We start from the raw sequence: 26,339 nt of genomic DNA, 5'->3' as shown, positions 1-26,339 counted from the left end.
ATTGGATCAGATCTGCGCCCTATCGTTTATTTCAACGCGTATCTTAGTCCGAAAACCGTTCCTCACTTTTCGGGATACGCTCTAATATTCTATTGGCACCACAGTTTCAGCGTCGATGCCGTTTTCCGTTATTTGGCATCGAATAGCCCAAGCCTCAACCCCGGTGGCTCGTGCGCGATCAAATGCGCGTGCATAAGTCGGATCGAGATCGCCCGAGATGCTGAATCTGTTGCAATCGCTTCGCTGGATAATAAACACCATCACGCCCCGATAGCCAGCGGATACCATATCAACAAGTTCATCAAGATGTTTAGCACCGCGCGAAGTGACGGTGTCGGGAAATTCTGCAAGGGTAGGTGTGCGAATGAAGTGCACATTCTTCACTTCTACATAAGCACGGGGCTGATCTCCTTCATCGAGAAGAATATCAATGCGGGAATTGCGCCCGTATTTCTGTTCACGCTTGAGAAGCCCGTAATTTTGCAAATCGGGAATCATGCCTGATAGAATTGCTTCTTCTGCAATTTTGTTGGGCAGACCCGTATTGACCCCAACAAGTGTGTTGTCGGCTTCAACGATCTGAAGCGTATGGGGGTATTTGCGATGAGGAGCATCCGATACGCTCAACCAGACACGAGAGCCGGGAGTGGTGAGGCCGAGCATGGAGCCGGTATTGGGAACCGACGCAGTAATAAAACGACCATCGTCGAGCGTAACGTCGGCAAGAAATCTCTTATAACGCCGCTCTAAACGGCCCGTAACGAGGGGAGTGGTGAAAAGCATGAGCCGATGTAGGCTCATGAATGCTTTGTTGCAAGTAGGTTGGCCGGATGGATCAGAACAGAACCTTGGCCACATCAGCCCAGCTCATATCTGCACCAAGAACCAGCATTGCTGCGATAAGACCTGCGCTTAGCAAAGTGAGGGTTGTTCTCGTTTCACTGGTCATTTCATCACCGCCAAATCATTTATCAGTTGGTGAGAATTTCGCGTGGGATTTAGCCCGCAATGTGATGTGAAGATGGCTATTCGGGGCATTTTGCGGGCAATTTATCGGAGGCGTAAATAAGCGCAAACGGAGCGCGTCCTGAAAAGTGTGAAACGATTTTCGAAAAACAAACAATTGAAGCGTCGATCTGATTCAATCAGAACGAAACGCGCTCGACAGCGAGTCGCGTTTAATCATACCCAGACGACGCGCTTTAAGTCTTTGTTACTACGTATGCCGTTAACGGAAAACCGTTTTCTATTTTTCCGCGACATGCTTCAGCGCCTATTCTTTCACCCAGTTGAAAACCAGTTCCTCGCGGAACGCAAAGCGCACGATGTGGCTCGCAACGACGTCTTCCATAGAAGCTAAGTTTTCTTCAGGCGCTTCAACCGTAGTAACGAGGTTATCTGGATTGGCATCCATCAACACGACGCGATTCTCGCCAAGGTCTATTCGACCATGCTCGGGTGTGAACTCAACAGTGAACTTATGCGCCCAATGTTTGCAAAGCTGCTGCAAATAGCGGCTGGCATGCGCGGTGGGTACGATTGCTGTAGTTTTAGCCATAATCTTGCTGTCCATTTTCAAGTTTTACGGACAGTCCGTAACATTGCTGTCAAAGCGATGTCACTGATGAAAATATCAATTTTTCGGGAGAAAAAGAAAAACCAGCAAATGGTACGCCCAAGGGGAATCGAACCCCTGTCTGCGCCGTGAAAGGGCGCTGTCCTAACCGCTAGACGATGGGCGCCTGTTGCTGGTGTGGGTCGGCTTATAGGCAGGAAAATTCTGACGCGCAAGCCCTTTTTTAGAAATTATTCAAAGAAAATTTCATCTGTGCGATTCAGGGGAGGTTTTCAGCGAAAACAAGGGGATAGGTGAGCATGCCAAAGGCTCGCAAGTCGAAATTTGTGCGTTAAGCCCTGCGAAGAACAAGTTCGCCGTTATCTGCAGTCAATGATGATTTTGGAAAAGAAAAACCAGCACATGGTACGCCCAAGGGGAATCGAACCCCTGTCTGCGCCGTGAAAGGGCGCTGTCCTAACCGCTAGACGATGGGCGCCTGTTGCTGGTGTGAGTGGGCTTATATTCAGGAAGAACCTGACTCGCAAGCCCTTAATATAACTTTTCTAAAAAAAACTCATCTGAACGTCATAGTGTTCGAAAAATTCGTGATGAGGGAATATATAAGTATATGTTATTTAACAAAAAAACCCGGTCTTTCGCCCCGACTTGATTTGCTGTGATTACTTTTTGCAACTCCAGTTCCAGTCGCGTTCTGGCCCCACATCCACATGTACTGACGTAGTATGGCAATAGGTGCCAACGCCACCGCGGCTCGGCATATTGCGGGCGAAGCGAGCGATTTCATGCTTTGAAACGCCATCGATCTGAATGTCGGCTGCGGCACAAATCATATGAAGTGATTTGCGGGCGCCGTTGACCTTGCGATTGTAGGATGGGCTGCGATAGCCCGATGTAACCATGACAGGCTTACGGAAGTGCCGTTCCATGGTTTTCAACATCGTAACGAGCTGGGGCTTGAGGCAGGCGACATCCACAGTTTCGCGCTGAACCTTCAGGCCGTTTGGCGCAAGACGTGCAAGACCAGGAGCTGATGCCAGCTGGACGCCCGCGTAATCATCATATTCGTTGGCGTCGATATCGCTGTCATCATAGATACTTTTACGATGCTTGATTTCAAAACCACCATTAGGGCGCACGCCCGGCAACGAATAGTTATACTCATGCTTCGACTTGGCGCCGGGCCTTACAACCGCAAGCTTTTTATTCTGAGAGGTGCCTGAACCGCTTGCTGCTTCATCGTTGAAGAGGCGTGCAATGCTGCCTTGGCCAGCGGTGGTAGGACGTTGTGGCGAGGCATATGCGTTGGCATTCTTAGCAGAGCCGAAGAGAGATGTGACCTGAGTCGGCTTTTCTGATTCTGCGGGCTTAGGCGATTCAGCCTGTTTGGTTTCTTCTGCAGCAGGCGTGGCTTCAGGTTCAGCAGCTTGCTCTTTTGCTTGCTCTGGCTTTGCAGTTTCTGTTGCTTCAGGGGCAGGTGCGGACGCAGCAGGAGATTCGCTTGGCTTTTTGCCAAACATACCAAAAAGAGAAGTCGACTTCGTCTGCGGGGCGAGGGCTGCGACCTGAATAGAGCCGTCTTGAGCTGATTCTGTTTCAGTTGCTGCGGTAGTTGTCGGCTTTTGTTCTTTATCGGCTGGCTTTACCTCGGCGACAGCGGTTTTGGCTGCATTAGTCGTTGTTTCGGCCTTTTGTGCCTCACTCTTACCGGCCTCTGCTGACGCTTCGGCTGCAACCGTCTGATCGGCCGCGCTCTGAAGTGTGTCGGCAATCATGGAACCATCGGCGCTGTTCGTCATTTGTAAAGGTGACGTGCCGTTGCCAGTAGACGTGCAGGATGACAGGACGAGCGCGAGGAGGGCTACGCTACCTGAAAGTAGTCTTCTGGCTGTCCGATGCGATGGTTCTGCGAATTTCAATGTCTGCTCCAGATCGACGTTTCAGCTTTTCGGCCTGCACCAGCCTGACGACCCGAAAAAACGGTGCCTAGCTGATTTCGGGAGATTTGTTCTCCCGTGTGAGTCTCGCTCAGACAAACGATGGCGAGTTTACTCACAGAAACCGGTCGTCTGGACCGGGGTAGATAATCCAAGAGTTTCAGCGCTTTATTACGGGTACATCATATCTGTAATCGCGTTTAAGCGTGAAGGTACAAATCACTGACTGATCATTTGTAACCAATTTTTAGGATTTTTAACTGCCAAACGCAACTATTGAAAATACGAAGTGTTTCATGGCGGCATAGATTACACGCGCATTACAGCGATATAACGCAATATTACTATTTGTAATTTTTGGTTATACTTGTGACCAGCAACCGCTTCGCTCGGCGCTGAATGTCCGCAATCTCAACTCGCTTGTTGACATGACGCATCGACTTGGTGCTATCCATTTCACATTATATTATCTGTGTTGGGCTAGGTAACGCGCCTAGCGCATTCAAAACACCAGGATCGGGACCGGAAACATGACCAAGAGCACGCGGCAGATTGCCAATATTATGCTGGCAGCAACGGCCGTGGCGTTTCTTGCGGGCTGTGCCGGTGGCCCTGAATTTCAGGGTACGCCGCAGGAAGGTGCCAAGCGTTCGGATACCTATCCAACCTTTGGCCGCATGCCAAAGGCCGCGACCACCCAGATCACCCCGGAAGAAAAAGCGCAGCTTACTTCAGGGCTTGATTCTGACCGCACGCGTCTTGCGGCCACACGTTCTTCCAATACAGCGATGACGCCAGCTCAGGCTGCTGCCTTGCGCAAACAGGCGCAGGAAGAAACAGATGCGACCCTCAAGCAGATCGAAGCTGGAGCAGAGTAGCCTTTTTCGATAGAAAAAAGCTTCATTTCAAGACTGTAACAAGTCTCGACCCGATTCGATAACAGGTGTATAGCTCCTAACCCGGTGCATACGCGCCATTTCATTCAACCCCCTTCTGGAACAGGATCATGTCGGAAGAATTTCATAAAGTCCGTCGTTTGCCACCTTATGTCTTTGAACAGGTTAACCGCCTGAAGGCATCAGCGCGAGCGGCCGGCGCCGACATCATAGATCTTGGGATGGGTAATCCTGATCTGCCGACGCCAAAGAACATCGTCGACAAGCTTTGCGAGGCTGTTCAGGATCCGCGTGCACACCGTTATTCGTCGTCGAAGGGCATTCCCGGCCTTCGCCGCGCTCAGGCGCAGTATTATGCGCGCCGTTTTGGTGTGAAGCTCAATCCGGACACACAGGTTGTTGCGACACTCGGTTCCAAGGAAGGCTTCGCCAATATGGCGCAGGCCATCACGGCACCAGGCGATGTCGTGCTTTGTCCCGATCCAACCTATCCTATCCACTCATTCGGCTTCATCATGTCGGGCGGCGTGATACGTTCGATCCCTGCAAAGCCGGATGAAGAGTTTATCCGTGCGCTGGATCGTGCGGTGAAGCACTCCATTCCGAAGCCGCTGGCGCTCATCCTCAACTTCCCTTCGAACCCGACGGCTTATACCGCGACGTTGGATTTCTATAAGGATGTCGTTGATTTCGCCCGCAAGAATGATCTGATCATTCTGTCCGACCTTGCTTATTCGGAAATCTACTTTGATGACAACAATCCGCCGCCATCAGTTCTTGAAGTACCGGGCGCGATGGATGTAGCTGTCGAATTCACTTCGATGTCGAAGACATTCTCCATGCCGGGTTGGCGCATGGGCTTCGCTGTTGGCAATGAGCGCCTGATCGCAGCATTGACCCGTGTAAAGTCCTATCTGGATTATGGTGCCTTCACGCCTATTCAGGTTGCGGCCACCGCAGCACTTAACGGCGACGGCTCAGACATCGCGTATGTTCGCAATGTCTACAAGCAGCGTCGTGATGTGCTTGTCGAAAGCTTTGGCCGTGCTGGCTGGGATGTTCCACCCCCAGCTGCGACCATGTTCGCATGGGTTCCGATTCCAGAGCGTTTCCGCGCCCTAGGTTCATTGGAATTCTCGAAGCTGCTGGTTGAAATGGCCGATGTGGCCGTTGCTCCGGGTGTAGGCTTTGGTGAACATGGTGATGAATATGTTCGTATCGCGCTGGTTGAGAACGAGCATCGCATCCGTCAGGCCGCACGCAACATCAAGCGTTTCCTGTCCACGAAGGACGAGAACCTGCATAATGTGATTCCGCTCGAAGGTCGCCGCTAAGCGGCTTTACAGCGGTTCCAGTTGATATTGAATCGTTGGAACCGCTGAGACTATTTGTTTTTACGCATTTCCGAACGCAAAACCGGTTCCCACTTTTGCTGGAAATGCTTTAACCGAGTAAGCAGGGGCCGCGTTTTGTCGGCCCTTGTTTCCCACCATATTGAAATCCAACAATTCAGCCAACAATTCAGCCAACAATTCAGAAGGTCGAGATAATGAGTGATGCATTGCGGATCGGCGTTGCCGGACTGGGCACCGTTGGTGCTTCAGTGTTGCGTATCCTACGTGACAAGGCCGAAATGCTCACTCGTCAATGCGGCAAGCAGGTAACGGTTACTGCTGTCAGCGCCCGCGACCGAACTCGGGATCGCGGTATAGATCTTACCGGGATTGAGTGGTTTGATGATCCCATCGAATTGGCGAAGCAAGCCGATATCGATGTGTTCGTCGAACTGATCGGCGGCGACGAAGGTCCGGCTAAAGCATCGGTAGAAGCTGCACTGCGCGCAAGCCGACATGTTGTGACAGCCAATAAGGCTCTTCTTGCGAAGCATGGCGTGGCATTGGCCAAGATCGCAGAAGAAAAAGGCGTGCTTCTTAACTTCGAAGCAGCAGTTGCGGGCGGCATTCCGGTCATCAAGGCGATGCGTGAATCGCTGACCGGCAACACGGTTTCACGCGTTTACGGTATCATGAACGGCACCTGTAACTACATCCTCACCCGGATGTGGGAAGAGGGTATCTCATTCGAGGATTGCCTGGCGGATGCACAACGTCTTGGCTACGCCGAAGCTGATCCGACTTTCGACATTGAAGGCAATGACACAGCGCATAAGCTTGCGCTGCTCACAAGCCTTGCTTTTGGCACGCAGATTGCAGCCGACGATATTTATCTTGAAGGTATCAGCAATATCTCGTTGGCGGACATTCGTGCGGCCGATGAACTTGGCTATCGCATCAAGCTGCTCGGTGTCGCACAGAAGACTGATACTGGCATTGAACAGCGCGTCCACCCAACCATGGTGCCGACCTCTTCGGTGATTGCTCAGGTGCATGGCGTGACCAATGCGGTCGCAATCGAGACCGATCTTCTTGGTGAACTGCTGCTTTCCGGTCCGGGTGCTGGTGGCAATGCGACAGCATCCGCAGTGATCGGCGATCTGGCTGATATTGCTAAGAGCCGTCCCGGTTTCCAGCACGGTCCGGTTTTCGGAACGCCTGCAAAGGCTTTGCAGCCTTATAAGCGCGCTAAAATGCGCAAACATGCCGGCGGCTATTTCATTCGCTTGACGGTCTATGATCGCATCGGTGCGTTTGCTGCAATCGCCAAGCGCATGGCCGAAAATGACATTTCGCTCGAATCAATCGTTCAGCGTCCTTTGATGGACAGTGACGTGAGTGACGGCATCAAGACTGTTATTCTCGTCACGCACGAGACGACGGAATCCGCAGTGAAAAAGGCGCTTGAAGCCATCCTCAAGGACGACCATCTGGTTAGCAAGCCGCAAATGATCCGCATCGAACGCGCAGGCTGAAACAATCCAATAAGGTTGCCGCTCTTGAAGGGCGGCAACGACTTTGCTAATAAGCACCCATCGGAATAGTCCGATTTAGAGACAAACACGGAAAAGGAGGGCTGTAGCATGGATGTGACGCGTCACGATTGTCATCGTCAGTACGGCCCTGATTTTGCCCTGCAGCAATAAATTGTGCAGGGCCGATTAAGACTTAAACAAGGGTCTTTTTCTGCCTTTTTCTGAAGGCGCAGCTTGAATTGCTGCCGCCGAACATTTGCAAGCACATCGATGAGCTGTTTGGAAACTGATCATCAGTGCTTGGCAGAATTGGGCTTATTGCTATGTCTCTTATCTCTGTTCAGAATCTCTCACTTACGCTCCATGAAACCCTCTTCTCCAGCCTTGATTTCGTCGTGGGCGAAGGCGAGCGACTGGGAATTGTTGCAGCCAATGGGCGCGGAAAAACCAGTCTTTTGCGCCTTTTAGTGGGGGAGGGCGAGCCTACAAGTGGTGCCATCACGCGATCGCGTGGAGTGAAGATCGGCTATGTCAGCCAATATGTTTCTGCTGATCTCTTGGGCGTGTCGTTCTATGACGTCGTGCTCGGCGGATTGGATGAAGATGCGCGCGACTATGAAAGCTGGCGCGCCGACATTGTGCTCGATGATCTCAACGTTCCTGCTGAATTGCGTGAGCTGACCATGCGTCAACTCAGTGGGGGTTGGCAACGACTTGCGCTTTTGGCACGCACATGGGTCTCCGAGCCTGACGTTCTTCTGTTGGACGAACCGACCAACCATCTTGATCTTGAGAAGGTGCATTTGCTGGAAAACTGGCTTGATGCGCTTCCTCGCTCGGTCGCAGTGATCGTGTGCAGCCATGATCGCGCTTTTCTCGATGTTGTAACGAAACGCACACTTTTTCTGCGCGCAGAGAGGTCGTTAGTTTTTGCTTTGCCCTATAGTCAGGCGCGCGTTGCGCTTGATGAGATTGATGCGGCTGACGCCCGCCAGTTCGAAAAGGACATGAAAACCGTCCAGCAGCTGCGCAAGCAGGCAGCCAAGCTTAATAATATCGGCATCAATTCCGGCAGCGATTTGCTGGTCGTTAAGACCAAGCAATTGCGGGCACGGGCCGAAAAAATTGAAGAGACTGCCAAGACGGCCCACATTGATCGCTCCGCAGGCAAGATCAAGCTCGACGGTCGCGGCAGCCACGCCAAAGCACTGATCGTGATAGATCGGGCTGAGATTGCGACGCCAGATGGCCGGCATCTTTATAAAACCGGTCAACTCTGGATCAATCCCGGCGACAGAATAGTGCTGCTTGGTGCCAATGGTACAGGTAAGACGCGGTTGCTGACACTGGTTCGGGAAGCTATATTGCAGCCGGAACAGTCGCTCGCCAACATTAAGGCAACGCCTTCACTTGTGTTGGGCTATAGCGATCAGGCACTTTCCGAATTGAAAGCTGATTGGACGCCGTTCGAAACAGTCATGAAACTTTTCGATGTCGGCGACCAGCGCGCTCGATCTTTGCTGGCCGGTGCGGGCATGACGCTGGAAATGCAGGTCAAGCCCTTGTCCCGGCTCTCGGGCGGGCAAAAGGCGCGCCTTGCCATGCTGGTTCTTCGGTTGACCAAGCCGAATTTCTATATTCTGGATGAACCAACCAACCATTTGGACATCGATGGCCAAGAAGCGCTGGAAGCCGAATTGCTGAGCGATGAAACCGCCAGCCTGATTGTCTCGCATGATCGCAGTTTTGTGCGCAATGTCGGCAATCGTTTCTGGGTGATCGACAGAAAAAAACTGATCGAAGTGGATAGTCCAGAGGTTTTCTTTGAAGCAGTTGCAGGTTGATCTCTCGAAACCTCTTCTGGTTGCTTTCGGGTTTTCTGATATCAATGGTCGGGTGTGTTTGTTCACGCCCGTCCATGACATGAAACCAAGCGTGTAGAGCTAAATCGATTAAGCGCTTGAGCACAAAATCTTTTTACCGTTCTTTCTGTAGTGGAGGCCTCTTTCTCTTGCGGAGAGTGGGGGACTTTGACAAAAGATTTGCATAATGTCGCTATAAGTAGCGACACTGGCGTTATACGAACGCAGCAACGTAATTCAAATTCGGGACTTTGTTCACATGGCTAAGAATGCAGAACAGCAACCTCATGGATTGGCCCATGGACTTGATCGTATTCTGACGCTTGAGCTGGTCCGCGTTGCCGAACGTGCGGCGGTTGCAGCAGCCCGCCTGCGTGGACGTGGCGACGAAATGGCTGCCGATCAGGCGGCAGTTGATGCCATGCGACAGGAACTGAACCGCCTACCAATTGCCGGTACAGTCGTGATCGGTGAAGGCGAACGCGATGAAGCGCCAATGCTTTATATTGGTGAAGAAGTCGGCACCAAGCAGGGGCCTGACGTTGATATCGCGCTCGATCCGCTGGAAGGCACGACGATTTGCGCAAAGAATCTGCCGAACTCGCTGGCCGTTATTGCCATCGCTGAGAAAGGCAACCTGCTTTACGCACCAGATGTTTACATGGAAAAGATTGCCGTTGGTCCGGGCTATCCTAGGGGCGTCGTCGATCTTGATGCGTCGCCGACTGACAACATCCATGCTATTGCCAAGGCAAAGGGTGTGAAGCCACACGAAATCACGGCTTGCATCATGGATCGTCCACGCCACGCGCGACTGATTGAAGAAGTGCGGGCAACTGGTGCCTCCATTCGGCTGATCGGCGATGGCGACGTTGCTGGTGTGATGCACACGACCAACCCCGATGAAACCGGCATCGATATTTATATCGGTATTGGCGGCGCGCCAGAAGGCGTGCTGGCGGCTGCGGCACTGCGTTGCATTGGTGGCCAGATGCAGGGACGCCTTCAGCTCAACTCCGATGAGAAGATCGCGCGCGCAGCCAAGATGGGTATTTCGGACCCCAAAAAGATTTATACGATGGAGGAAATGGCAAAGGGCGACGTATTGTTCGCAGCAACCGGCGTAACCGATGGCAATATGCTTTCGGGTGTCAAGTTCGCTCGTGACTATATCCAGACGCATACAATCGTCATGCGCTCAAGCTCGCAGACGGTTCGTGAAATCAAGGCAAGACATCAGGATTTGTCTAAGTTCTAAAATTACTCAAAGTTTAATCAATAAAGGCGGCATTGCAAAAATGCCGCCTTTTGTGTCTTTAAGAAACCATGACAACAGAACGCTTTTTTCTTGGTATCCGGAATTCTGTCACTGGCCAGAAGTGGATGGACCGGCTTGGCCCCCGTGAAGCCAATATAGCTCTCGCGATAGCCCAACATCACGGCATTTCCGATCTTGTATCGCGCGTTCTTGCCGGACGCGGCGTAAGCGTTGAGGGAGCGCCGGAGTTCATCGATCCAAGTTTGCGCAATCTCATGCCCGATCCGGCTATGCTCACCGATATGAATAAGGCTGCCGACCGTATTGCTGACGCCATAATGCGTCGCGAAACTGTTGCGATTTTCGGCGACTACGATGTGGATGGTGCATGCTCATCTGCATTAATGGCGCGGTTTCTCAAACATTACGGCATCACACATTCGATCTATATCCCGGATCGCATCTTTGAAGGTTATGGGCCGAACCCAGATGCCATGCGTGAACTGGTTGCGAAGGGCGCAACGCTGATCGTGACAGTCGATTGCGGCACCAACAGCGCGCCGTCGATCACAGCTGCAAAAGAGGCGGGCGCCGATGTTGTCGTCCTCGATCACCATCAGGTCGGTGGCAATCTGCCAGAAGATGCGGTGGCGATCGTCAATCCCAATCGTGAAGATGATATTTCGCAGCAGGAGCACCTTTGCGCTGCGGGGGTCGTGTTTCTTACTCTTGTTCAGGTTGCGAAAGTTCTGCGCGAACGCGGAAAAGGTGCAGGGCCGGATTTGTTAGGCATGCTTGATCTGGTTGCACTTGCAACGGTTTGTGATGTGGTGCCGTTGAAAGGCGTCAATCGTGCCTTTGTGGTCAAAGGTCTGTTGGTTGCACGCAGTCAGAGCAATGCCGGACTGGCAGCGCTTGGCCGTGTGTCACGTATCGGCGAGCCGCTCAACGTCTTCCATCTAGGCTATCTTATTGGCCCGCGTATCAATGCGGGTGGTCGTATTGGCGATGCCGGACTGGGCGCGCGCTTGCTGACGCTTGACGATTCAACTACCGCGGACCCGATTGCGGTTGAACTCGACCGGCTCAATCAGGAACGGCAGGCGATGGAAGCTGAAATGCTGATCGAGGCCGAAGCGGAGGCTTCACTTGAGATTTCCGGCGGCGCGGGCGCTTCAGTGATCGTGACTGCGAGTGACCACTGGCATCCCGGCATTGTTGGTCTTCTCGCCTCCCGTCTTAAGGAAAAGGCGCGCCGTCCGGCTTTCGCTATCGCCTTCAACGCCAATGGCACGGGCTCCGGTTCGGGCCGCTCCATTGCGGGATTTGATCTTGGGAAGCTTGTTCGCAACGCGGTCGATAAGGGATTGCTGATCAAGGGCGGTGGTCATGCCATGGCAGCTGGCATTACCATCGAGCGCGGCAAACTTGGTGCACTTCGGGCGTTTCTTGAAGAAGAATCTGCGGATATCGTTTCACGACTACGCCAAAATCAGAGTCTTTCCATCGACGGTGCAGTTGCGGCATCGGGTGCCACAGTCTCGCTCTATGAATCCTTGCAGAAGGCAGGACCTTTCGGGTCGGCGCATCCGCAGCCGGTGTTGGCTTTACCGCATCATGTGTTGGCAGATGTGCGCGGCGTGGGGCGTGATCATGTTCGGGTCGCGCTGCGTGGCGCAGATGGAAAGCGGGTCAATGCAATCGCCTTCAGAGCTGCTGAGGGCGATCTTGGACGGTTTTTGTTCAATAATATCGGCCAGAGCGTGCATGTTGTTGGCAATCTGTCGCTCAACCATTGGAATGGCTCGGTGACACCTCAGATTCAGATTTTGGATGCTGCTGTGCCTGCAGCATAACTCCTTAAACCTGAAACAGCTTAAGGTAAAATTATGCTGTAAGTTTAAGCATTTAGAACGACCTTTGCGCGCCCAAGAGGGCGCACGGCGCTCTATTTGAAATTTCTCCATTTTTTTGACTTCACACCCTTGTGAACAGCAGGGGTGAATTCCCATATGATGTCGGACTAAAACATTCAGTGATCGTTCTAGTAAAATGAAATCGCTGAGACCGCTCTGATTATTTTTACGCATTATCCTATGCAAAAACGCTTCGCACTTTTTGCTGGAAATGCTCTCTTGGGAGATACTTATGCCGGGTTCCGGAAACCGCTTGACCAAACTGACCGCTGCAATGGTCCTTGGCCTTATAGCCTCTTTTGCCGCTGTTGATTTCGCCGAGGCTCGCCGTGCTGGTGGGGGCGGTTTTGGTAGCCGTGGTGCGCGTACTTATCAGGCGCCAGCGCCGACACGTACCGCGCCAAACAACGCAGCTCCAATGGAACGTTCAATGACGCCTAACCCAGGCACGAACACGCAGGCTAACCGACCTGCGGCTGGCGCACAGAACGCGGCCGCTGCAACGCGTTCAGGCGGCATGTTCGGCAATTTCGGCCGTTCCATGCTTGGCGGACTGCTTGTCGGTGGTCTGATTGGCATGATGCTCGGTAATGGCCTTGGTGGTCTTGCCGGCATGTTTGGTCTTCTTCTGCAGGTGGCCGTCATTGCGCTGATTGCGATGTTTGTCATGCGCATGTTTGCTAACCGTCGTCAGACGGCAGCTGCAAGCGCGGGTAATGCTGGTGCGAAGCCTTTTGGCGGCACGCAGCCTTTCGGCGCTGCGAAGAGTGCGGCGCCACAGGCAGGCGTTGCTAGCCGTACGCCGTCGGTTAATCCGTTTGAAGCCAAACAGGCTGAAATCCCGGCGGCACCTGTCGTTGAAGAAGAGCCAATGGATGTTGGTCAGGAAGAACTCGACCGCTTCGAGCAGATGCTTTCGGAAATCCAGACCGCCTATGGCCGTGAGGATTATGCAGCTCTTCGCAAGCTCGCAACCCCAGAAGCCATGTCTTACCTCGCTGAAGAGCTTGGCGAGATCGCTTCCAGCGGGATGCGTAACGAAGTTAAGGACGTGAAGCTGCTTCAAGGTGATGTTTCTGAAGCCTGGCGTGAAGGCGACGTCGAATATGCGACGGTCGCTATCCGCTATTCGGCCATCGATGTCATGCTTGACCGCAACACGGGGGCAGTCGTTGAAGGCAATCCAGATGAGCCAGTTGAAAGCGTCGAAGTCTGGACCTTTACCCGCAAGGACGGCGGGGAATGGCAGCTCGCAGCCATTCAGGGAACTGAATAAGCTTAGTTACAGCGGTTCCAGTTAAGGCTGAATCTTTGGACCCGCTGTAACTATTTGTTTTTACGCATTATCCAACGCAAAACCGCTTTGCACTTTTGCTGGAAGTGCTTTATTGCAAAAAAAGGCCCGGTCGAAAGACCGGGCCTTTTTCGTAATTACCAGCTGCCAATATTTTCAGCGGAAGCCCATGGCTCCTGTGGTGCAAGGCGCTCGCCTTTTTGGATCAGCTCAATGGAAATGCCATCTGGAGACTTGATGAAAGCCATATGGCCGTCACGTGGCGGACGGTTGATGGTGACACCGGCGTCTTTCAATTTCTGGCAAGTCTCATAGATATCATCGACCGCGTAGGCGAGATGGCCGAAATTACGACCACCGCTATAGGTTTCAGGGTCCCAGTTATAGGTGAGCTCCAGCTCTGGCGCGCGTTCTGCTTTGGCTTTTTCCTTATCGGATGGAGCGGCAAGGAAAATCAGCGTGAAACGGCCTTTTTCGTTTTCGGTGCGGCGAATTTCTTCAAGGCCAAACTTGTTGACATAAAAATCGAGCGATTCATCAATATCGCGAATTCTAACCATCGTGTGCAGATAACGCATAGTTTTCTCCTGATTCATATGCTGACCCGGTCACAGAAGTTCAACGCATTCCCGGAGGAATGGTTCAGCTCAAGTCCCAGTTCATTTTGCAGAGCATTTAAGAGCGGTTTTGTGGATAGGCTGCTTGTGGGAAAACACAAGTAAACAAGTTGTCGAATTTTACTGCTGCCATATGTTTTTGATTGTGTTGCTGACAGGGCAATTTTGCATTTGAGAAATTTACGAATTAACGATGAAGGCACAAAGCCTGTGGTCATCCTCAAGACAGCATAAGTTTAGGCTTGCCGCATCCGGTTAAGGAAGTGTTATTCTTCGGTCAAGAATCAGGTCAGAATCGCAACGGAACAACAGAGGAGGGGCGAGCGCATGGCGGACAAATCTGTGTCGAGTGACCAGTTTCGCAGTCAGGCCTCCTCAGAAGAGCTAGGCGAACTTATTGAAGTGTCCGGCCACATTAAGTGGTTTGACGTTGCAAAGGGCTACGGCTTCATTGTTCCTGACCAGCCGGGTCTTTCCGATATTCTGCTGCATGTCACTTCGCTTCGCCGCGATGGCTTCCAAACAGCGCTTGAAGGAGCGCGCATTGTTTGTGAAGTTCGCAATGGTGACCGTGGCATGCAATGCTTCCGTGTTCTTTCCATGGATACGTCGACCGCTGTGCATCCAGCGCAGATGCCGCCGCAGCGCACGCATGTTACAGTTACGCCGTCCAGTGGTCTGGAACGTGTTATCGTCAAGTGGTTCAATCGCACTAAGGGCTTCGGCTTTTTGACACGCGGTGAGGGCACCGAAGATATTTTCATTCATATGGAAACACTACGCCGTTTCGGAATGATGGAACTGCGCCCCGGTCAGGTTGTCCTGATCCGTTTCGGCAACGGTGACAAGGGCCTTATGGCCGCTGAAATCCATCCGGATATCGGCACGGCGATTCCCGTTTCGCACTAATTTGACTTTCAGACGATGTCACAAGCCGGTGATGCCAGTGACTAAGCAGTGACTGGGCCTTGCCGCGTCTGGGCCTGATTGGTAATGTCCGCCGCTCAAACGCACCATTCGTGATTGTCTGTCAAAAGACACTCAACACGAGCACGTAGGACAAGAGCAGGTAATGGGCCGCATTCTTTTCGCATTTGCATTTATTTTCTTTGCGTTTTCCACCCAAGCGCAGGAAACCAAGCCCATACATTTGCCAATGGACAAAGAACCACTCACCTTCATGACCTCGAAAGGCAAAGTGTCATTTGGCTTGGAAGTTGCTGCGACGGACGAGGCGCGGATGCGCGGGCTGATGTGGCGCACCGACTTCCCAAAGGATCGAGCCATGCTTTTCGTATTCGGTGAAATGCGCAGTGTTATGATGTGGATGCAGAACACGCCTTCGCCGCTGGATATGGTTTTCCTTGATGACTCAGGCCATGTATCCTCGATTCATGAAAACGCTGTCCCGTTTTCCGAAGATATTATTTCTTCGCAAGGGCCGGCGGCTTATGTCGTGGAACTTCTTGCCGGTACTGTTAAGCGGATCGGAATCAAGCGTGGTGACAGAGCGATCCACACAGCTATTTGTGGCGAGTGTCGCAGCTAGATTTTTTCTGATTTTGCTGGAAACCCTCTAATTTGTTGTTTCTGTGCGAACCGCTTCGCATCTTTGCGGAAATGATTCCGACACCACGCATCTAAAAATCAAAAGGAATACAAAATTGAGCGCGCTCGATATCGAATATTTCGAACATGATGGTTTGCGTCTTGCGTATCGTCAGGACGGAGAAGGCGATCCGATCTTGCTCATTCATGGCTTTGCGTCCTCAAGCCTTGTCAATTGGGTGTCGCCCGGTTGGTTTCGGACGCTGACCGAAGCTGGATATCGTGTTATTGCGATAGATAATCGTGGGCATGGGTTTTCAGCGAAAAGCCATGAAGCCGATGATTATACGCCGAGCGCTATGGCGAGCGATGCGGCAGCGTTGCTTGACCATCTGGGCATCGAAAAAGCGCATGTGATGGGGTATTCGATGGGAGCGCGCATCAGCGCGTTTCTTACAATCGAGCATCCTGATCGTGTTCGTAGTGCTGTATTTGGGGGGCTTGGCATTGGAATGGTGACAGGTGCTGGCGATTGGGAGCCGATTGGCGAAGCATTGCTTGCTGAAGACCCATCGACGATCACCCATCCGCGCGGACTGATGTTCCGTAAATTTGCCGATCAGACCAAGAGCGACCGGATTGCTCTGGCGGCTTGTGTCATTACGTCTAAAGAACTGGTTTCTGCCGAGGCAATTGCGCGCATCATGCAGCCGGTCCTTGTAGCTGTTGGTACCACCGACGATATTGCTGGAAGTGCACAGGAACTGGCCGATATGCTGCCAAATGGCCAGGCACTCGATATCCCGGACCGCGATCATATGTTGGCGGTGGGCGATAAGGTCTATAAAAAGGGCGTCTTGGTCTTTCTTGAAGAAAATCCTCTTTGAGCCGATACGGTGGATTTCATTCAATTGCGTTAAACTGAGCGATAAGATTTATGCGGTGTAAAGGCACGGCATTTTGAGATATGTTATCCGCTGAACTCACATTGCGATGCAGGCAAACGGGCAAGGGGAGTGTTCAGACGCCGCATTGAGCAAAATTGGAGCATGCATAATGTCAGTTCGTACGAACGCGAAAGTATCCCCATCTTTGGGGCAGGTTGATCCGATCTGGCACTCTGTCCGCGCCGAAGCGGAGGAAGCTGCCAAGAACGATCCCGTGCTTGGAACGTTTCTTTACGCAACGATTATCAACCAGTCGACGCTGGAAGATGCTGTGATGCATCGTATTGCGGAGCGTCTGGGACATGCGGATGTAAGCGCAGATATTCTGCGCCAGACCTTCGATGCAATGTTAGAGGCAAACCCTGAATGGTCGCATATCGTGCGGGTGGATATTCAGGCGGTTTATGATCGTGATCCGGCCTATAACCGTTTCATGGACCCGGTTCTTTATCTTAAAGGTTTTCACGCGATCCAAACGCATCGTTTGGCGCATTGGCTCTATAAAGAAGGGCGCAAAGACTTCGCCTATTATCTGCAAAGCCGCTCGTCTTCTATTTTTCAGACGGATATTCATCCGGCTGCGCAATTTGGCAGTGGATTGTTCCTCGATCATGCTACCGGGCTTGTGGTCGGCGAGACAGCGGTGATCGAAGACAACGTCTCGATCCTGCATGGTGTTACCCTTGGTGGTACAGGCAAAGCCAGTGGCGATCGCCATCCAAAAATCCGTCACGGCGTGCTGATCGGTGCAGGTGCCAAAATCCTTGGTAATATTGAAGTAGGAAACTGCTCAAAGATAGCGGCCGGCTCTGTTGTGCTGAAATCTGTTCCACAGAATGCTACCGTTGCAGGTGTGCCTGCGAAGGTGGTCGGTGAAAGCGGTTGCTCTGAGCCTTCGCGTGTGATGGATCAGATGTTGAGCGAAGCTGCGTTCGGCGAACACATGTTTGGCGAAGGCATCTGATGCCTTATTGACTTGCTAAATTGTGAGAATTGCTAACCGCTGGTTTTTCAATCCGAGCGGCCTATATCACGCTTAACGGTTCATAACTATTCGTGCATGGGCACATCAGCTCATGTGTTAGTGCTTTACATCACATAAGGGCGGGTGCATTAAACCGGCCTCAAATCAATCTCAGGAGAAGCCGGTTGAAACCCGAAGAACTCAAGAAACTCGACGCATATTTCAAGCGGACTTTTAACAATCCTGGCCTGCAGATTAAGGCGCGTCCACGCAAAGACGATTCCGCCGAGGTGTATCTGGACGATGAATTCCTGGGGCTCGTCTACAAGGATGAAGACGAAGGCGAACTTTCTTACAACTTCTCGATGGCCATTCTCGACGTGGATCTCTGAGATACGTTGCGATGAACAAGAACGCCCTTCCTGTTTTACAGGGAGGGCGTTTTTTGTTGGCGTAAAGCCGCATTTCGTTCTTACGATAAATAGCGCATCTTGCTTCGAGATTTTGTAATGGAGGAAAGCTCATGCCAATTTATGCGTATAACGGTCATCAACCGGAATTTGTCGACCGAGCCAGCAACTGGATCGCACCGGACGCGACGCTGATTGGCAAACTTGCGATCGGGGAAAATGCTGGCTTCTGGTTTGGATCCGTTTTGCGCGGTGATAATGAGCTGATCAATGTGGGAGCGAACACCAATGTGCAGGAACACACCATCATGCATACCGATATTGGTTTTCCGCTTACGATTGGCAAAGGCTGCACCATCGGGCACCGAGCGATTCTGCATGGCTGCACGATTGGCGAAAACACCCTGATTGGTATGGGTGCAATCATTCTCAATGGCGCGAAGATCGGTAACAATTGCCTGATTGGCGCTGGCGCGCTTATCACGGAAGGCAAAGAGTTTCCGGATAATTCTCTGGTCGTTGGATCGCCCGCCCGCGTTATTCGGGAGCTTAATTCTTCAGCTATTGAGAAACTGAAACTGTCCGCACAGCATTATATCGAGAAGGGGCAGTCATTTATGCGTGGTTTGGAGCCCGTATAAATAAAAAAGAACGGGGAATGACGACCCGTCCTTTTCTTCATTAGGTTTATCGAAATCAGTTGCGAATGCTACTTACAAACTGATCGCTACCATTCTTGATCGACACCCATGCACCAGTATTGGCTGTGGATTGGCGCTTTAAGAATGTGTAGTCGGTTTCGTTCCAGATGCGCACACGCTTATCGAGATTGTCGAGAATGAAATCGCCGCGATCGGTGCGTACGGTCAGGACTGCATGGCCTTCACCATTTGGCTGACGAACAACGGTCATCAACAGTGTGTTGGCCGGAATACCTAGTGTCAGCAATTCACGGCGCTTGAGCAACATGTAGTCATCACAATCGCCAGCAGTCGTTGGGTATTCCCAATATTCCTCTTTTCCCCAGACTTCCATGTCGGTGCGCGGCATGATTCGTTCGTTTACGCTGGCGTTAACGGCGATAATTTCTTGCCAGACTTTCTGATTTAGTGTGAGGGGCGCGCTGTTGTTGCTGGTGATCTTGCACTCGGCTTCGTGACGATCGCAAAATTCATAATGCCCGATTGGCTGCGAAGTGCGTTCGCCGGTTGGCATCCAATGCGAGCTTGATGCCGGGTTTGCAGCTTGTGCGAAAACCGTTCCCAAAAGGATCAGCATTGCTGCGATGATTGTCTGCTTTGTCATTCTTTTTGTCTCCCTGTTGGAAACAAGAATGCGTGTAAGACTTTGAGAGCGGGGAAATTCAGACGCGAAAATGCGAATCTAATTTGAATAAAACTGCACGAAACTCAGCAACGGTTTGTTCAGAAATAGCGCTATATGAGCCATAATAGCGCTATTTATGGCGTTTTGATGCCGACAAGGGCTCCAAAATCAATTTGCTAATCCGTAACCTTAGTGCGTGTTTACCTTTTAACACGCGCATCTAAAAGGTGCGTCAGACTTTGCCACCGGTAATGACGCGCAGAGCGGGAATATCGCGCGTCGGCACCGGCGTTGCCCAGCGACGGGTGCTGCTTGCGGCATTTGTGCCGTTCATGGTGACAGCTGATGGCTTGCGGATTTCCTGTATCACGACGAGATCGGGCGCCAGCGGTTCGATGCTGTTGAGGTTACCCAGTACCAACGGATCTGCCCCGGCCCAGGCGACATCATTGAGCACAGAGATGCCGCCGAGCAGATTGAGCCTTCCGCCGTCACTCGTTTCGAGCGGAGCAAGCAGCATTTCAAAAGACAGGCTGCGTCCTGAAAGGCTTATTCCATCGTTCTGACTTAAAGCGGGTACCAGCAGTGAATTGATGTTGCGCGCCAGTTCATTCAGGGCAGGGCGGTTGCGCTCCGGCCATAGTGAGAGAAAACGAGTGGTCTTCAGTTCTCGTCCGAACAGCGCGCAGATGCGGGTGCCTGCCAGGCGGAATATCAACTCACCGTTTTCGTCTTCTTCGAGAAAAAACAGATCCGACAAATGACGTCCAAGTTTGCGCGGCTGGATCGATTCGCGCTGCGGCGCACGCAAGCTGCCGCTCTGACCCAGAGCCAGTCGCTGCCATTCGCTGAAGATTGCGATCGTGCTGCGGTTTTTCATTTTGCGCTGCTTGTTGCTCTCTGGCCGTTCGTCTGGATTTGCGGGCAGTGCCCGTCGGTCAGCGCATTAAAATAGTATTAACGAGCAAGATGCCAGCTTAACCCTTTGTTCATCCACGACGCGCGCTTGTTAAGGTTAATAAGAAGTAATAGTTGCAAAAGTTCTTTTATAGCAGTTTGATGAGTTATCAGAAGAAGTCATTGTCTTGGTTGGCTTTTTCCTGATCTCCAGATTTTGTCTCGCAAATATCAGACATTTGCGACAAGGCCGTGCGGGACCCTCCGGCGGCCTTTATTTTTAACGAATTGTCACTTATCAAGAATCCCAACATCTTAAGATGTGCAATCAGCGCATCCGGTCTCTAGAGTATTTTCAGTTTAAGTTGAGCCGTGAGAAATGCTCTATATCTTTGTATTTACGCGCATCTTGTTCCGAAAACCGTTTCACACTTTTCGGGATGCGCTCTAGCAGATGGAAAGCGGCAATTTATGAATACGCCTCAGCCTGAAGTGCGCGGAAATGCCAATGATTCGAGACGATCGGGCGGTGGCGAGCCGATATTCAACATACCGAGTGTCATTCTCGCATTGATGGCTATTTGCGCGGGCGTTTACATTTATCAGAACTACATTATCAGCGAGCAGCAGAATTATGAGTTCATGCTGAACTTCGCTTTGATTCCAGCGCGATTCTCATTGGCAGGCGGTTTTTCCGATCCGGCAGCACTGTTCACTCTCATCAGTTACTCTTTCATGCATGGTGGTTTTGCCCATATCGCGGTCAACATGATCTGGTTCGCGGCTTTTGGTTCTCCGCTGGCAGGACGTATTGGCACCGGTCGAATGATCATCTTCTGGATTTTGACATCGGTGATTGCGGGGCTGACGCATTATGCCATTTACCCTGAAAGTGTGACGCCGCTTGTGGGGGCTTCCGGGGCGATTTCCGGCATGATGGGCGCTGCTGCACGTTATGGATTCCGCCGTGTTGGTGCTGGACGCCGATCAGAATTTGCCGGGCCGGTTTTGCCGATTGGCCTTACGCTGACATTGAAGCCCGTGCTGACCTTCGTAGGAATCTGGTTTCTGATCAATATTTTTACGGGACTTTATTCGACCGGCGGGGCTGATTTGTCGGGCATTGCCTGGGAAGCGCATATTGGCGGATTTATTGCTGGGTTCTTTGGCATTTCATTGCTGGATAAGCCGCGCAGCTACGACGCGGTAATCAGGCGCTGACCTGATCCCTCCCTATTTAGTCCGCTTGCAAAGCATTCATTGAAAGCGCACCATCTTGGGAACACAGCTGGAGGAGCTGCGTTAGAATCATGCGGCAGAGCCGCAAGATAGATTGCTGAACCTTGGGAGGGACTTTGGCATGACTGTTAGATCGATTCTCGAGACAAAGGGCCGGGATGTTGTTGTTATCGGTCCCAATGACACGCTTTCACATGCTGTTGCTGTCCTGGCTCAACGCAAAATCGGTGCCTTGGTCGTCTGCGATGAATCCGGCCGGATAAAGGGTATTTTTTCTGAACGTGACGTGGTGCGCGCTATTGCGTCTATGCAGGAAAAGATCGCGGACCGGCTGGTGTCTGAGTTTATGACCACAAAAGTACAGGTATGTCGAGAACATCACACCGTGAATCAGGTGATGGAAATAATGACCCGCAACCGATTTCGCCACATGCCTGTCGAAGAAAACGGCAAGCTTGCAGGAATCATCTCCATTGGCGACGTTGTGAAACGGCGCATTGAAGATGTGGAGCGCGAGGCAGAAGATATTCGAACCTATATTGCGACCGCATGAATTGGCGAGACACAGCTATCAAAACATTATCTGGAGCGTATGAAACGCTCCAGATAATCGAGTTGGGCTGATTTTTATGAAGGGCGGCGCGCGCGCAGATAGCGCTCGGCCGCGTAAAGTGAAACGGCGGCCGCATTGGAGACGTTTAGCGACTTGATTTCGCCTGGCATGTCGAGCCGTGCCAAAACACTCACTGTTTCGCGGGTCTTCTGACGCAATCCCTTGCCTTCAGCGCCGAGAACAAGGGCTACGCGATCACCGGAGAGTGTCGATTCCATTTCTTGCGGCCCTTCCGAATCAAGGCCGATGGTCATGAATCCGAGAGAATGAAGTTCTTCGATGGCGTCTGCCAGATTGCGCACTTCGATGTGAGGAATCAGTTCGAGCGCTCCAGACGCAGCTTTCGCAAGCACGCCGCTTTCCTGCGGACTGTGACGGCTTGTTGTGATCAGTGCGCCAGCGCCAAAAGCCACAGCCGAACGAATAATAGCGCCGACATTATGCGGATCGGTCACCTGATCGAGAACCAGCAACAGCGGGCTTTCTTTCAGTTCTGACAGTTTCTTAGGCCGAAGCGGCTGCGCTTCAATCATAACGCCCTGATGCACGGCATCGGAGCCTGTCTCTTTGTCGATGTCTTTTGGTTCGACGATTTCAACAGGGAAGGGCAGAGTTTCCGCTTCGCCAATTTCAAGCCGAGCGAAGCCATTGCGTGTGGCGCGCATACGCAGAATGTTGCGCGCCGGATTCTCTACTGCAGCGCGTACGGTGTGCAGGCCGTAAAGACGGACTGTTCCTTCCGCTACACGACTTGCAGGTATCGGAGCGCGCTGCGGCTTGTGCGGAGCCTTGCCTTCTTGAACAGCCTTATGATCGCGATGTTCGCGACGCAGGCGCGCATAGTGAGAATCTTTTGGGGTACGGGGAGAGTTTTGATCGTTCATGATGCGCTTATATCCTGTCCACAGCAGGGAAGATAGTTGGATAGCAGTTAAATGAGCCCGGAAATTTGGACGCCCAATAGGCCTTAAGCCCTGATTTCCGGCGGTTCTGCCTGAACCTCAATCGGCTGTCACCTGCAACTATTGGAAGGATATGCATTCTTTTCACTTTTACCCTGTTGACAGGACGAGCGCATATCGGCATAAGCCCCCTCGCAGAACAACGGAAGGCCCACACAGCCCACTAGAAATTCTGCAGAAAATGCCTAGTTACTCGACTCTGCTGATAGTGATATTAGGAGGAATGCCCGAGCGGTTAAAGGGGACGGACTGTAAATCCGTTGGCTAAGCCTACGTTGGTTCAAATCCAACTTCCTCCACCACTGTCGGATAAGAGTTTAGAGTATGCGGGTATAGCTCAATGGTAGAGCAGCAGCCTTCCAAGCTGAATACACGGGTTCGATTCCCGTTACCCGCTCCAGTTTTCAAGAGCGGATAGGCGTGTAAGGAATCATCGACGGGCGGTTCGCCGTTCCGTTTTGGCATAAATGCCGGCCTGAAAGTCTGTTAGATTTTCGTGCTGGCGCTCGAGCGGTTCTAGAACAAAGAGAACAACGGCGATGGCAAAAAGCAAGTTTGAACGTAATAAGCCCCACGTAAACATCGGCACGATTGGTCACGTTGACCATGGAAAGACGTCGTTGACAGCAGCAATCACGAAGTTCTTCGGTGAATTCAAGGCATACGACCAGATCGATGCTGCACCAGAAGAACGCGCTCGCGGTATCACCATTTCGACGGCACACGTTGAATATGAAACTGCGGCTCGTCACTATGCACACGTCGACTGCCCAGGCCACGCTGACTATGTCAAGAACATGATCACCGGTGCTGCACAGATGGACGGCGCGATCCTGGTTGTTTCGGCAGCTGACGGCCCGATGCCACAGACCCGTGAGCACATCCTGCTCGCTCGTCAGGTTGGTGTTCCTGCGATCGTCGTGTTCCTGAACAAGTGCGATCAAGTTGACGATGCTGAACTTCTCGAGCTCGTAGAACTCGAAGTTCGTGAATTGCTTTCGAAGTACGACTTCCCAGGCGACGAAGTTCCAATCATCAAGGGCTCGGCTCTTGCTGCTCTGGAAGATTCTTCGAAGGAACTCGGCGAAGACGCAATCCGCAACCTTATGGCTGCAGTTGACGACTACATTCCGACGCCTGAGCGTCCGATTGACCAGCCGTTCCTGATGCCAATCGAAGACGTTTTCTCGATTTCGGGTCGTGGTACTGTTGTTACCGGTCGTGTTGAGCGCGGTATCGTTAAGGTTGGCGAAGAAGTCGAAATCGTTGGCATCAAGGCCACCGGCAAGACGACTGTTACCGGCGTTGAAATGTTCCGCAAGCTGCTCGATCAGGGCCAGGCTGGCGACAACATCGGCGCACTGGTTCGCGGTGTAGGCCGTGACGACGTTGAACGTGGTCAGGTTCTCTGCAAGCCAGGTTCGGTTAAGCCACACACCAAGTTCAAGGCAGAAGCCTACATTCTGACCAAGGACGAAGGTGGCCGTCATACGCCATTCTTCACCAACTACCGTCCACAGTTCTACTTCCGTACGACTGACGTGACCGGTGTTGTTACCCTGCCAGAAGGCACGGAAATGGTTATGCCTGGCGACAACGTTACCGTTGACGTTACGCTGATCGTCCCGATCGCAATGGAAGAGAAGCTCCGCTTCGCTATCCGTGAAGGTGGCCGTACCGTCGGTGCAGGCATCGTCGCTTCGATCATCGAGTAAAGAATTTGACTGGCGGTACTGCCGCCAGTCTGGCATCCTGAATACCAAATAGGGGTATAGCTCAGTTGGTAGAGCGACGGTCTCCAAAACCGTAGGTCGCGGGTTCGAACCCTGCTGCCCCTGCCATTTTAAACGAGTGCTCATGGCTTGACTATGAGCGCTCGTTTTCTGTATTGTAAGTAGAGTGTCATGCGCCCCTCCTGGGTGCACAAAGCACGATGCTATAGGCGGAATTTCGTGCCTATTCGATATGCGCTTGAGTTCGTTTTGATTTGAAACGGTCTCGATGCGAGATCGGAGAAAATAATTTTCTGCCGGAACTTGTTGGCCGGGCAGGGAGGGTCGCTACCGCCAAATTATACGGATGTGTAATTGAATGGCTGGTTAAGCGAGTTTAGCAAGGATCGGTTATCTCCGATAAGCCTGTATGGTATTCTTTTAACCAATGGGCTTGTTTTTTTTGAGAATCGATTCTATGTAACGTCAACAGACACGCGGTGCGTGGGGCTGAATCTTCAGCTTTGCGTACCGTATACGCGTGGGTTCCCGTTTTTGATTCGTTTTTGGGTCGGAAATGGTGGTTCACCAAGCAAATAGAGTGGCAGATGGCATCCAAGACGAATCCGATCACCTTTTTCCAGCAGGTTCGCGCCGAAACGGCGAAAGTAACTTGGCCTACACGGCGTGAAACGATCATCTCCACGATCATGGTGGTGGTCATGGCGTTTCTGGCTGCTATTTTCTTTTTTCTTGCCGATCAGCTTATGGCCTATGGCGTAGAATTTATACTTGGCCTTGGCCGCTAAGCAGGATTGGGGAGTTACGAGATGACAGCGCGCTGGTACATCGTTCACGCCTATTCCAACTTCGAAAAGAAGGTGGCCGAGGACATCGAAATCAAAGCTGCTCAGAAGGGGCTTTCCGGCCTGATCGAGCAGATCGTTGTGCCTACCGAGAAGGTTGTTGAAGTTCGCCGCGGCCGAAAGGTCGATGCTGAGCGCAAGTTTTTCCCGGGTTATGTACTTGTACATGCCACGCTGACTGATGCTGTGTTTTCTTTGATTAAGAATACGCCGCGCGTGACTGGTTTCCTTGGCGATTCAAAGCCTGTTCCAGTTTCTCAGAAGGAAGTCGATCAGATTCTGAACCAGGTTCAGGATGGTGTTGATCGGCCAAAATCATCGATCACGTTTGAGATTGGTGAAAACGTTCGCGTTTCCGATGGTCCGTTTGCTTCGTTCAACGGTATCGTTCAGGAAGTCGATGATGAGCGTGCCCGTCTCAAGGTTGAAGTTTCCATCTTCGGGCGTGCTACGCCTGTGGATCTTGAATACAGTCAGGTCGACAAGCTCTGATTGTTTGCCCGCAAGGGTGTCCGCTGTCAAAAGTGGAAAAGGTGGAAGGATAGGCGGCTTAGCCGGTCGCTGATTTCGCACCACCAAACTGCCAGTCAGTTTATCTGACGTCAGTCGAGAGCCGGGTTTTCCGGCATT

25 protein-coding genes and 5 tRNA genes are annotated in these 26,339 nt (G+C 52.0%); 21 read left to right on the top strand and 9 right to left on the bottom strand.

The features are described from left to right. Positions 1-81 precede the first annotated feature (81 nt). From sfsA to OIV19_RS07620, 5 genes are all read right to left on the bottom strand, one after another. The gene (gene sfsA, locus OIV19_RS07640; protein WP_264231152.1) at positions 82-783 is read right to left on the bottom strand and encodes a DNA/RNA nuclease SfsA; all 702 of its coding nucleotides are present in this window, start codon (positions 781-783) and stop codon (positions 82-84) included. 490 nt (positions 784-1,273) lie between these two features. Beyond that, the gene (locus tag OIV19_RS07635) at positions 1,274-1,558 is read right to left on the bottom strand and encodes a DUF2218 domain-containing protein (RefSeq protein ID WP_095446845.1); all 285 of its coding nucleotides are present in this window, start codon (positions 1,556-1,558) and stop codon (positions 1,274-1,276) included. Positions 1,559-1,667: 109 nt separating this feature from the next. Next, positions 1,668-1,742, bottom strand: a tRNA-Glu gene (locus OIV19_RS07630). Between the two features lie 237 nt (positions 1,743-1,979). Then, positions 1,980-2,054 (bottom strand) — tRNA-Glu (locus OIV19_RS07625). Positions 2,055-2,238: 184 nt separating this feature from the next. Beyond that, complete coding sequence (locus OIV19_RS07620) at positions 2,239-3,495, bottom strand: YcbK family protein (RefSeq protein ID WP_264231113.1); 1,257 nt, start codon at positions 3,493-3,495, stop codon at positions 2,239-2,241. 548 nt (positions 3,496-4,043) lie between these two features. Between OIV19_RS07620 and OIV19_RS07615 the strand changes: the two genes are divergently transcribed. From OIV19_RS07615 to OIV19_RS07585, 7 genes are all read left to right on the top strand, one after another. After that, a complete protein-coding gene (locus tag OIV19_RS07615; RefSeq protein ID WP_095446843.1) occupies positions 4,044-4,391 on the top strand; it encodes a hypothetical protein in 348 nt (115 codons plus the stop codon). A 128-nt stretch (positions 4,392-4,519) separates the two neighbouring features. Beyond that, the gene (locus OIV19_RS07610) at positions 4,520-5,743 is read left to right on the top strand and encodes an LL-diaminopimelate aminotransferase (RefSeq protein ID WP_095446842.1); all 1,224 of its coding nucleotides are present in this window, start codon (positions 4,520-4,522) and stop codon (positions 5,741-5,743) included. 215 nt (positions 5,744-5,958) lie between these two features. Then, positions 5,959-7,278: a homoserine dehydrogenase gene (locus OIV19_RS07605; protein ID WP_151093812.1), complete on the top strand. Its 1,320-nt coding sequence runs from the start codon at positions 5,959-5,961 to the stop codon at positions 7,276-7,278. Between the two features lie 323 nt (positions 7,279-7,601). Beyond that, a complete protein-coding gene (locus tag OIV19_RS07600; RefSeq protein WP_264231112.1) occupies positions 7,602-9,122 on the top strand; it encodes an ABC-F family ATP-binding cassette domain-containing protein in 1,521 nt (506 codons plus the stop codon). 277 nt (positions 9,123-9,399) lie between these two features. Beyond that, positions 9,400-10,398, top strand: a complete 999-nt coding sequence (glpX, locus tag OIV19_RS07595) for a class II fructose-bisphosphatase (RefSeq protein ID WP_095446840.1) — start codon at positions 9,400-9,402, stop codon at positions 10,396-10,398. A gap of 68 nt (positions 10,399-10,466) precedes the next feature. Beyond that, a complete protein-coding gene (gene recJ / locus OIV19_RS07590; RefSeq protein WP_264231111.1) occupies positions 10,467-12,254 on the top strand; it encodes a single-stranded-DNA-specific exonuclease RecJ in 1,788 nt (595 codons plus the stop codon). Between the two features lie 292 nt (positions 12,255-12,546). Then, complete coding sequence (locus OIV19_RS07585; protein ID WP_264231110.1) at positions 12,547-13,590, top strand: Tim44 domain-containing protein; 1,044 nt, start codon at positions 12,547-12,549, stop codon at positions 13,588-13,590. A 155-nt stretch (positions 13,591-13,745) separates the two neighbouring features. Here the strand turns inward: OIV19_RS07585 and gloA are convergent, their stop codons facing one another. After that, positions 13,746-14,186: a lactoylglutathione lyase gene (gene gloA, locus OIV19_RS07580; RefSeq protein WP_095446837.1), complete on the bottom strand. Its 441-nt coding sequence runs from the start codon at positions 14,184-14,186 to the stop codon at positions 13,746-13,748. A gap of 366 nt (positions 14,187-14,552) precedes the next feature. Between gloA and OIV19_RS07575 the strand changes: the two genes are divergently transcribed. The 6 genes from OIV19_RS07575 to OIV19_RS07550 all read left to right on the top strand — a co-directional run bounded on the left by OIV19_RS07575 (position 14,553) and on the right by OIV19_RS07550 (position 18,735). Next, positions 14,553-15,134, top strand: a complete 582-nt coding sequence (locus tag OIV19_RS07575) for a cold-shock protein (protein WP_095446836.1) — start codon at positions 14,553-14,555, stop codon at positions 15,132-15,134. A 163-nt stretch (positions 15,135-15,297) separates the two neighbouring features. Next, positions 15,298-15,774: a DUF192 domain-containing protein gene (locus OIV19_RS07570; protein ID WP_264231109.1), complete on the top strand. Its 477-nt coding sequence runs from the start codon at positions 15,298-15,300 to the stop codon at positions 15,772-15,774. 115 nt (positions 15,775-15,889) lie between these two features. Next, positions 15,890-16,660, top strand: a complete 771-nt coding sequence (locus OIV19_RS07565) for an alpha/beta hydrolase (protein WP_264231108.1) — start codon at positions 15,890-15,892, stop codon at positions 16,658-16,660. A 169-nt stretch (positions 16,661-16,829) separates the two neighbouring features. Continuing rightward, on the top strand, positions 16,830-17,684 hold the full coding sequence (cysE, locus tag OIV19_RS07560) for a serine O-acetyltransferase (protein WP_264231106.1): 855 nt from the start codon (positions 16,830-16,832) through the stop codon (positions 17,682-17,684). A gap of 185 nt (positions 17,685-17,869) precedes the next feature. Beyond that, positions 17,870-18,076: a DUF3126 family protein gene (locus OIV19_RS07555; protein ID WP_095446832.1), complete on the top strand. Its 207-nt coding sequence runs from the start codon at positions 17,870-17,872 to the stop codon at positions 18,074-18,076. A gap of 131 nt (positions 18,077-18,207) precedes the next feature. After that, positions 18,208-18,735 carry a gamma carbonic anhydrase family protein gene (locus tag OIV19_RS07550; RefSeq protein WP_264231105.1) on the top strand — a complete coding sequence of 176 codons (528 nt, stop codon included), beginning with the start codon at positions 18,208-18,210 and terminating at the stop codon, positions 18,733-18,735. Positions 18,736-18,790: 55 nt separating this feature from the next. Here OIV19_RS07550 and OIV19_RS07545 read toward each other — a convergent pair whose 3' ends face one another. Together OIV19_RS07545 and OIV19_RS07540 are read right to left on the bottom strand one after the other, a co-directional pair. Then, positions 18,791-19,399, bottom strand: coding sequence for a transglutaminase-like cysteine peptidase (locus OIV19_RS07545; RefSeq protein ID WP_095446830.1), 609 nt, complete (start codon positions 19,397-19,399; stop codon positions 18,791-18,793). A 253-nt stretch (positions 19,400-19,652) separates the two neighbouring features. Continuing rightward, a complete protein-coding gene (locus tag OIV19_RS07540) occupies positions 19,653-20,300 on the bottom strand; it encodes a PAS domain-containing protein (RefSeq protein ID WP_264231104.1) in 648 nt (215 codons plus the stop codon). Positions 20,301-20,788: 488 nt separating this feature from the next. Between OIV19_RS07540 and OIV19_RS07535 the strand changes: the two genes are divergently transcribed. Both OIV19_RS07535 and OIV19_RS07530 read left to right on the top strand, forming a co-directional pair. Then, positions 20,789-21,538 (top strand): rhomboid family intramembrane serine protease, encoded by a 750-nt coding sequence (locus OIV19_RS07535; RefSeq protein WP_264231103.1) that lies wholly within the window; start codon positions 20,789-20,791, stop codon positions 21,536-21,538. A gap of 139 nt (positions 21,539-21,677) precedes the next feature. Next, complete coding sequence (locus OIV19_RS07530; RefSeq protein ID WP_095446827.1) at positions 21,678-22,109, top strand: CBS domain-containing protein; 432 nt, start codon at positions 21,678-21,680, stop codon at positions 22,107-22,109. Between the two features lie 74 nt (positions 22,110-22,183). Here the strand turns inward: OIV19_RS07530 and rlmB are convergent, their stop codons facing one another. Continuing rightward, on the bottom strand, positions 22,184-23,053 hold the full coding sequence (gene rlmB / locus OIV19_RS07525) for a 23S rRNA (guanosine(2251)-2'-O)-methyltransferase RlmB (RefSeq protein WP_264231102.1): 870 nt from the start codon (positions 23,051-23,053) through the stop codon (positions 22,184-22,186). Between the two features lie 295 nt (positions 23,054-23,348). On the opposite strand from rlmB, the gene OIV19_RS07520 reads away from it, so the two are divergent. The 6 genes from OIV19_RS07520 to nusG all read left to right on the top strand — a co-directional run bounded on the left by OIV19_RS07520 (position 23,349) and on the right by nusG (position 26,201). Beyond that, positions 23,349-23,433: transfer RNA gene (locus OIV19_RS07520), tRNA-Tyr, on the top strand. Between the two features lie 24 nt (positions 23,434-23,457). After that, positions 23,458-23,531 (top strand) — tRNA-Gly (locus tag OIV19_RS07515). A gap of 139 nt (positions 23,532-23,670) precedes the next feature. Then, complete coding sequence (gene tuf, locus OIV19_RS07510) at positions 23,671-24,846, top strand: elongation factor Tu (RefSeq protein WP_095446817.1); 1,176 nt, start codon at positions 23,671-23,673, stop codon at positions 24,844-24,846. 50 nt (positions 24,847-24,896) lie between these two features. Further along, positions 24,897-24,972: transfer RNA gene (locus OIV19_RS07505), tRNA-Trp, on the top strand. Between the two features lie 479 nt (positions 24,973-25,451). Further along, positions 25,452-25,652: a preprotein translocase subunit SecE gene (gene secE, locus OIV19_RS07500; protein ID WP_095446825.1), complete on the top strand. Its 201-nt coding sequence runs from the start codon at positions 25,452-25,454 to the stop codon at positions 25,650-25,652. Between the two features lie 21 nt (positions 25,653-25,673). Next, positions 25,674-26,201: a transcription termination/antitermination protein NusG gene (nusG, locus tag OIV19_RS07495; RefSeq protein ID WP_095446824.1), complete on the top strand. Its 528-nt coding sequence runs from the start codon at positions 25,674-25,676 to the stop codon at positions 26,199-26,201. Positions 26,202-26,339 lie beyond the last annotated feature (138 nt).

It is taken from the genome of Brucella sp. HL-2, assembly GCF_025846885.2.
GTDB lineage: Bacteria > Pseudomonadota > Alphaproteobacteria > Rhizobiales > Rhizobiaceae > Brucella > Brucella quorumnocens.
This window is presented reverse-complemented; position numbering and strand designations above follow the sequence as displayed.

Coding starts and splice junctions, on each gene's coding strand:
- sfsA (WP_264231152.1), bottom strand. CDS start 783: ATGCTTTTCACCACTCCCCTCGTTACGGGCCGTTTAGAGCGGCGTTAT.
- OIV19_RS07635 (WP_095446845.1), bottom strand. CDS start 1,558: ATGGCTAAAACTACAGCAATCGTACCCACCGCGCATGCCAGCCGCTAT.
- OIV19_RS07615 (WP_095446843.1), top strand. CDS start 4,044: ATGACCAAGAGCACGCGGCAGATTGCCAATATTATGCTGGCAGCAACG.
- OIV19_RS07610 (WP_095446842.1), top strand. CDS start 4,520: ATGTCGGAAGAATTTCATAAAGTCCGTCGTTTGCCACCTTATGTCTTT.
- OIV19_RS07605 (WP_151093812.1), top strand. CDS start 5,959: ATGAGTGATGCATTGCGGATCGGCGTTGCCGGACTGGGCACCGTTGGT.
- OIV19_RS07600 (WP_264231112.1), top strand. CDS start 7,602: ATGTCTCTTATCTCTGTTCAGAATCTCTCACTTACGCTCCATGAAACC.
- glpX (WP_095446840.1), top strand. CDS start 9,400: ATGGCTAAGAATGCAGAACAGCAACCTCATGGATTGGCCCATGGACTT.
- recJ (WP_264231111.1), top strand. CDS start 10,467: ATGACAACAGAACGCTTTTTTCTTGGTATCCGGAATTCTGTCACTGGC.
- OIV19_RS07585 (WP_264231110.1), top strand. CDS start 12,547: ATGCCGGGTTCCGGAAACCGCTTGACCAAACTGACCGCTGCAATGGTC.
- gloA (WP_095446837.1), bottom strand. CDS start 14,186: ATGCGTTATCTGCACACGATGGTTAGAATTCGCGATATTGATGAATCG.
- OIV19_RS07575 (WP_095446836.1), top strand. CDS start 14,553: ATGGCGGACAAATCTGTGTCGAGTGACCAGTTTCGCAGTCAGGCCTCC.
- OIV19_RS07570 (WP_264231109.1), top strand. CDS start 15,298: ATGGGCCGCATTCTTTTCGCATTTGCATTTATTTTCTTTGCGTTTTCC.
- cysE (WP_264231106.1), top strand. CDS start 16,830: ATGTCAGTTCGTACGAACGCGAAAGTATCCCCATCTTTGGGGCAGGTT.
- OIV19_RS07550 (WP_264231105.1), top strand. CDS start 18,208: ATGCCAATTTATGCGTATAACGGTCATCAACCGGAATTTGTCGACCGA.
- OIV19_RS07545 (WP_095446830.1), bottom strand. CDS start 19,399: ATGACAAAGCAGACAATCATCGCAGCAATGCTGATCCTTTTGGGAACG.
- OIV19_RS07540 (WP_264231104.1), bottom strand. CDS start 20,300: ATGAAAAACCGCAGCACGATCGCAATCTTCAGCGAATGGCAGCGACTG.
- OIV19_RS07535 (WP_264231103.1), top strand. CDS start 20,789: ATGAATACGCCTCAGCCTGAAGTGCGCGGAAATGCCAATGATTCGAGA.
- OIV19_RS07530 (WP_095446827.1), top strand. CDS start 21,678: ATGACTGTTAGATCGATTCTCGAGACAAAGGGCCGGGATGTTGTTGTT.
- rlmB (WP_264231102.1), bottom strand. CDS start 23,053: ATGAACGATCAAAACTCTCCCCGTACCCCAAAAGATTCTCACTATGCG.
- tuf (WP_095446817.1), top strand. CDS start 23,671: ATGGCAAAAAGCAAGTTTGAACGTAATAAGCCCCACGTAAACATCGGC.
- secE (WP_095446825.1), top strand. CDS start 25,452: ATGGCATCCAAGACGAATCCGATCACCTTTTTCCAGCAGGTTCGCGCC.
- nusG (WP_095446824.1), top strand. CDS start 25,674: ATGACAGCGCGCTGGTACATCGTTCACGCCTATTCCAACTTCGAAAAG.